Origin of the sequence: Pantoea sp. CTOTU46764 (genome assembly GCF_031974595.1) — a bacterium.
In the GTDB taxonomy this organism is placed as follows: Bacteria; Pseudomonadota; Gammaproteobacteria; order Enterobacterales; family Enterobacteriaceae; genus Pantoea; species Pantoea trifolii.
In genome coordinates, this window is the sequence record NZ_DALYOQ010000024.1 from 10,733 (window position 1) to 14,766 (window position 4,034).

General features: G+C 51.5%; 8 protein-coding genes. 3 read left to right on the forward strand and 5 right to left on the reverse strand.

Going from position 1 to position 4,034, the window contains the following annotated elements; translation table 11 throughout:
- Together RTM06_RS10545 and RTM06_RS10550 are read left to right on the forward strand one after the other, a co-directional pair.
- Positions 1–216: hypothetical protein (locus RTM06_RS10545; protein WP_312181997.1), on the forward strand; the 216-nt coding region annotated here is incomplete at its 5' end.
- Positions 217–233: 17 nt separating this feature from the next.
- Positions 234–1,157: an XdhC family protein gene (locus RTM06_RS10550; protein WP_312181999.1), complete on the forward strand. Its 924-nt coding sequence runs from the start codon at positions 234–236 to the stop codon at positions 1,155–1,157.
- Here the strand turns inward: RTM06_RS10550 and RTM06_RS10555 are convergent.
- Positions 1,144–1,719 carry an NTP transferase domain-containing protein gene (locus RTM06_RS10555; RefSeq protein WP_256698701.1) on the reverse strand — a complete coding sequence of 192 codons (576 nt, stop codon included), beginning with the start codon at positions 1,717–1,719 and terminating at the stop codon, positions 1,144–1,146. The two genes, RTM06_RS10550 and RTM06_RS10555, sit on opposite strands and share 14 nt — an antisense overlap.
- Positions 1,720–1,830: 111 nt before the next feature.
- On the opposite strand from RTM06_RS10555, the gene RTM06_RS10560 reads away from it, so the two are divergent.
- The gene (locus RTM06_RS10560) at positions 1,831–2,052 is read left to right on the forward strand and encodes a hypothetical protein (RefSeq protein ID WP_008106155.1); all 222 of its coding nucleotides are present in this window, start codon (positions 1,831–1,833) and stop codon (positions 2,050–2,052) included.
- A gap of 60 nt (positions 2,053–2,112) precedes the next feature.
- On the opposite strand, the gene RTM06_RS10565 is transcribed toward RTM06_RS10560, so the two are convergent.
- The 4 genes from RTM06_RS10565 to RTM06_RS10580 all read right to left on the reverse strand — a co-directional run bounded on the left by RTM06_RS10565 (position 2,113) and on the right by RTM06_RS10580 (position 3,987).
- Entirely contained in the window at positions 2,113–2,253 is a 141-nt protein-coding gene (locus tag RTM06_RS10565) for a hypothetical protein (RefSeq protein ID WP_312182003.1), read from the reverse strand.
- A 227-nt stretch (positions 2,254–2,480) separates the two neighbouring features.
- On the reverse strand, positions 2,481–2,945 hold the full coding sequence (locus RTM06_RS10570; protein WP_256698699.1) for a nucleoside deaminase: 465 nt from the start codon (positions 2,943–2,945) through the stop codon (positions 2,481–2,483).
- 190 nt (positions 2,946–3,135) lie between these two features.
- Positions 3,136–3,522 carry a hypothetical protein gene (locus RTM06_RS10575; protein WP_312182006.1) on the reverse strand — a complete coding sequence of 129 codons (387 nt, stop codon included), beginning with the start codon at positions 3,520–3,522 and terminating at the stop codon, positions 3,136–3,138.
- Positions 3,523–3,654: 132 nt separating this feature from the next.
- Positions 3,655–3,987: a hypothetical protein gene (locus tag RTM06_RS10580; protein WP_312182008.1), complete on the reverse strand. Its 333-nt coding sequence runs from the start codon at positions 3,985–3,987 to the stop codon at positions 3,655–3,657.
- Positions 3,988–4,034 lie beyond the last annotated feature (47 nt).

Below are 4,034 nucleotides of genomic sequence, written 5' to 3' on the forward strand. Positions count from 1 at the left end.
CCGGTTCACGCCGATATCCCGCAGCAGGAGGTGATTTTCCTTGATGACACCGATCCCATCTCATCACCGATGAAAGCCAAAGGCGTCGGTGAACTCGGCTTGTGCGGCGTCAGCGCGGCAATCGCCAATGCCATTTACAACGCCACCGGGGTGCGCGTGCGTGATTATCCGGTCACGCTGGATAAGTTACTTAAAGGCTTGCCCGCCCTTGTCTAACGCTGAGGAGAAGCGCAGTGCAGCAGCTACTGATTGATGACGATCTGCAACCGCAGATTAAGCCGCAGCAGGCTTTGCAGACCGATGACAGCGAAACCATTCTGCGCTTTGCATTAGAAGCAATGGAGGCGGATTTCGCCGTCGTGTTGATCACGCTGGTTGAAATCCGCGGCGGCGCGGCGCGCGCCTTGGGTGCGCAAATGGTGGTGCGGGAAGATGGCCGCTATTGCGGCTATGTTTCCGGCGGCTGCGTAGAAGCGGCGGCGGCTTACGAAGCGTTGCAGGTTATCGCCAGCGGAAAAGATCGCGTTGTACGCTATGGCGAAGGATCGCCTTATCTGGATATTGTGCTGCCCTGTGGTGGTGGGATCACGCTGGCTTTCCATCGGCTACGAGATGCGCAGCCGTTGAGAAACGTGCTGGATCTGCTGGCAAAGCGGCAACCCGCTGCGCTGTGCTATTTGCCGAAGTTTCAACGGCTGGCTAGCGCGGATTACGCTGAGATATCCAGCTGGCAGGATGATGCCTTTATCACTCGCTATCTGCCAAAAACGCGTGTCGCGGTATATGGACGTTCAGTCGAAGCGCTAGCGACCACATCCATTGCGCAGGCCGCCGGCTACGAAGTGCTCTCCGGGGAGGATGTGCAGGCGCATAGTATCGATCCCTTCACGGCGGTGATTTTGCTGTATCACGATCTGGATCGTGAACTGCCGGTGCTGCTGGCGGCGCTGCGTTCTGCGCCCTTCTATATCGGTGCATTAGGCAGCCTACGCACGCATGCAACGCGCGTTGAGAAACTGCTGTCGCTGGGATTTAGTGAAGATGAGATTGCCCGCATCAAAGCGCCGATTGGCATCTTTGCGCAGGCGAGAGATGCTCACACGCTGGCATTATCAATTGTTGCCTATGTCGCGGCGGCCCGGCTCAACGTGGTTTAGCTAACACATCAATATCACGGTGCACATCGGCATCCGCTTCAAGGGTGACCAGTAAGCGCGCATCCAGCAGCGCTCTGGCGCCCTCATCGCCGTGCAAATGGCGTAACGCTTCAGCGTAGCGCCGATCAAACCCGACCGGATGGCCGGGTTTTCCTTTGTAAGTAAAACGAACCTGCGCCGCGCCCTGCTCCAGCGCCTGATTGACTCGCCGATGATGCGCCGCCGTTAGCCACGGCATATCTCCCAGCGTAATGATCCATCCATTCCAGCGATCGGTCATCGCTACGCCCGCCGCAATCGATTCACCGCTGCCGCCGCTTTCACACAGCACAAGCTGCACGCCCGCGCGTTCAGCATGTTCTCGCACCGCCAGATAATCTGGACGCGTCACCAGCGCTACCGGCAACTCGCTCAGCTTCGCCTGTTCGATGACGGTTTCAATCACCGACTTCGCCTCATCGCCCATGCTGGCAAGCAATTTATTACCGCTGCCGCCGCTGGCGATATAGCGCGAACCTTGACCTGCCGCGAGGATAAGAATGCCTGCTGATGATGTGATCATTTTTGTTAAAACCTTTATGGCATAAAGATATTTTTGCTTACAGTTTAATACGTTAAGTTCACCGAGGATAACTACAATCAGCATGTCGATAATGAATAAGGAAGTAAACCAATGCGTAAATTTTCTCTGATTGTATTGACTGCGGGCGTGTTGCTGTCGGTCACTTCTCAGGTTGAAGCCAAGGGCTGTATTAAAGGTGCGGTAGTCGGCGGTGTTGCGGGCCACATGGCGCATCACGGCGTGGCTGGCGCGGCCGCCGGTTGTGCCGTTGGTCATCATATGGCGAATAAAAAGCAGAAAGAAGAAGACAGTAAACAGCAGCAATCTAAGTAATAACCTGAGCTGCCTGCGCCAGCAGGCAGCTCGACTCACGGATTACAACCGCTTTGGCGATCAGCGATTGATGGTTGCCTGCATCTGCGCCAAGTAGCGTTGGCCGATCACCGGCATTTTTGCCAGTAATGTTTCAATCTCTGTAATATCCGCCGCACTAAGCGTTAACGCCGCGCCACCAATACTTTCATCGAAATCCAATGCTGCGCCATATCCAAATTTTAGTCCTATGCCGCCAAACTCCAGGATAGAGACTTCCAGACCGCCCGTTCCTAAGTTCCTGATTTACGTTTTTGCATTTGTACTCTTGAGTGCTGAAAATCAGCATCGACGAGTAGAGAAGGCGCATGCATATGCCGGTAGAGCGGTTTGAGCAGCGTTCATTACCGGGGCAACGCGCAGCACGGGCTGCGCGTGAATATCCTTTATTACTTATTTAATATTTGCCAACGTTTATACACATCTAATGCCTGAGGTCGTGGATCATATTTCATCGGCAAACGACGTTGTTCAATCGGTTTACTGTATTCGTCGTAGAAAGTGTCAAGTTCAAAGTATTTGCGGTCGTCGCGATAATAGGTTGAATACTCCTCGCGTTTAGTGATGTAAATAACTTGCTTTGGACTGCAATAATAAAGCGCGCCTAAGCACATTGGACATGGGCTGGCGAGAATATAAATGTCGCAGTCGGTGAGATTTTCGCTGCCTGTTTCGCGGCAGGCTTCGCGAATGGCCAGAATTTCAGCATGAGCGGTGGGATCGTTGGTCTGAGCTACGCGGTTTGCGCTTTCAGCGATCACCTTGCCATCACGGACAATGACCGTTGCAAACGGGCGACCGCCCTCTTCAACATTTTTCATGGCTAACTCGATGGTACGTTGTACAAAATCCATTCCTTCCTCACTTATATCCAATAAACTGGCCCATTAATAACGATGAATTATTTAGCCTGGTTTAGTTTTTTAGAATGCGAAAGCAATGGTCTGGTTGAACGTATACGATTTAACCATTGAGTGAGTAAGATTTTATTTCAGAGGGCGGCGTTGCTGGATATCCTTACGTAATTCGGGCTGCCTGGATATTTCAGTGCGCCAGCCATTGGCCGGTGCGGTCTTCGCGCTTGGTGAGTAGATTGATTTGCTGACAAGGCACCGACATTTCCGGCTGCAAAGCAAAAATCAGAACCGGCTTGTTAAGGCTTTGCACCAGCGGAAGCACGGTAGAACTGAGCGCATAGGTGGTGATGTATAACACCACAACGTCAACATTCTCCTTAGAGAACAATTGCGTCGCCTGCTCGGTTTTCTCACTGTTATCGATCAGGCCGGCATCCACAGTCTCAGCGTTGTAAGTTCGTAGCCGCCGGGATACCACAGCAAGATAGTGCTCAAGTTGCTCCTTGAGCCCAGCAAACTGTGGCCAGTAGGTTTCAAGTCCGATACCAAAAAGTCCGACTTTAATGTTGTCCACAACCATTCCTCGCACTGGAAAGAGAAGCTTTCCATTGTGCGAATTTATCGTTGGGAAACCTGTGTCATGCTGACAAGCAAAAGCCATTCATGGCAGGAGACCAATAATCAGCCTGTAATGGCTCGCAGATTTTTACATCCCACGTTGGTTGTGCAAATAGCCCGGCAGAATTTCAAGTTCTGTTTGATGGTTTATCCGCGAGGAAGCTGTGTTTCTGGCTAAAGGCGTAATTTCTCGCAGCTTCATTTCACGGTTTACTTTTGGCAGCCATTCTTCGAACTGTTTGGCGTAGGAATCTGCCAGATATTGATCATGGGTACGCCCCACGAAAAGCTTACTTTTAGCGAGACGGGAAATATCCGTGGCATATATCTCATAGAGATCGCCGCACTGCTGAATTTCTATTGCGGTGAAATGCATATTTGGCCAGAAACTCACTTTTGCTGAAAAATTGCTGTAATTCATAAAATATCACTTATTGATGGATTTATCTGTGTGCCAGATTATTCTGG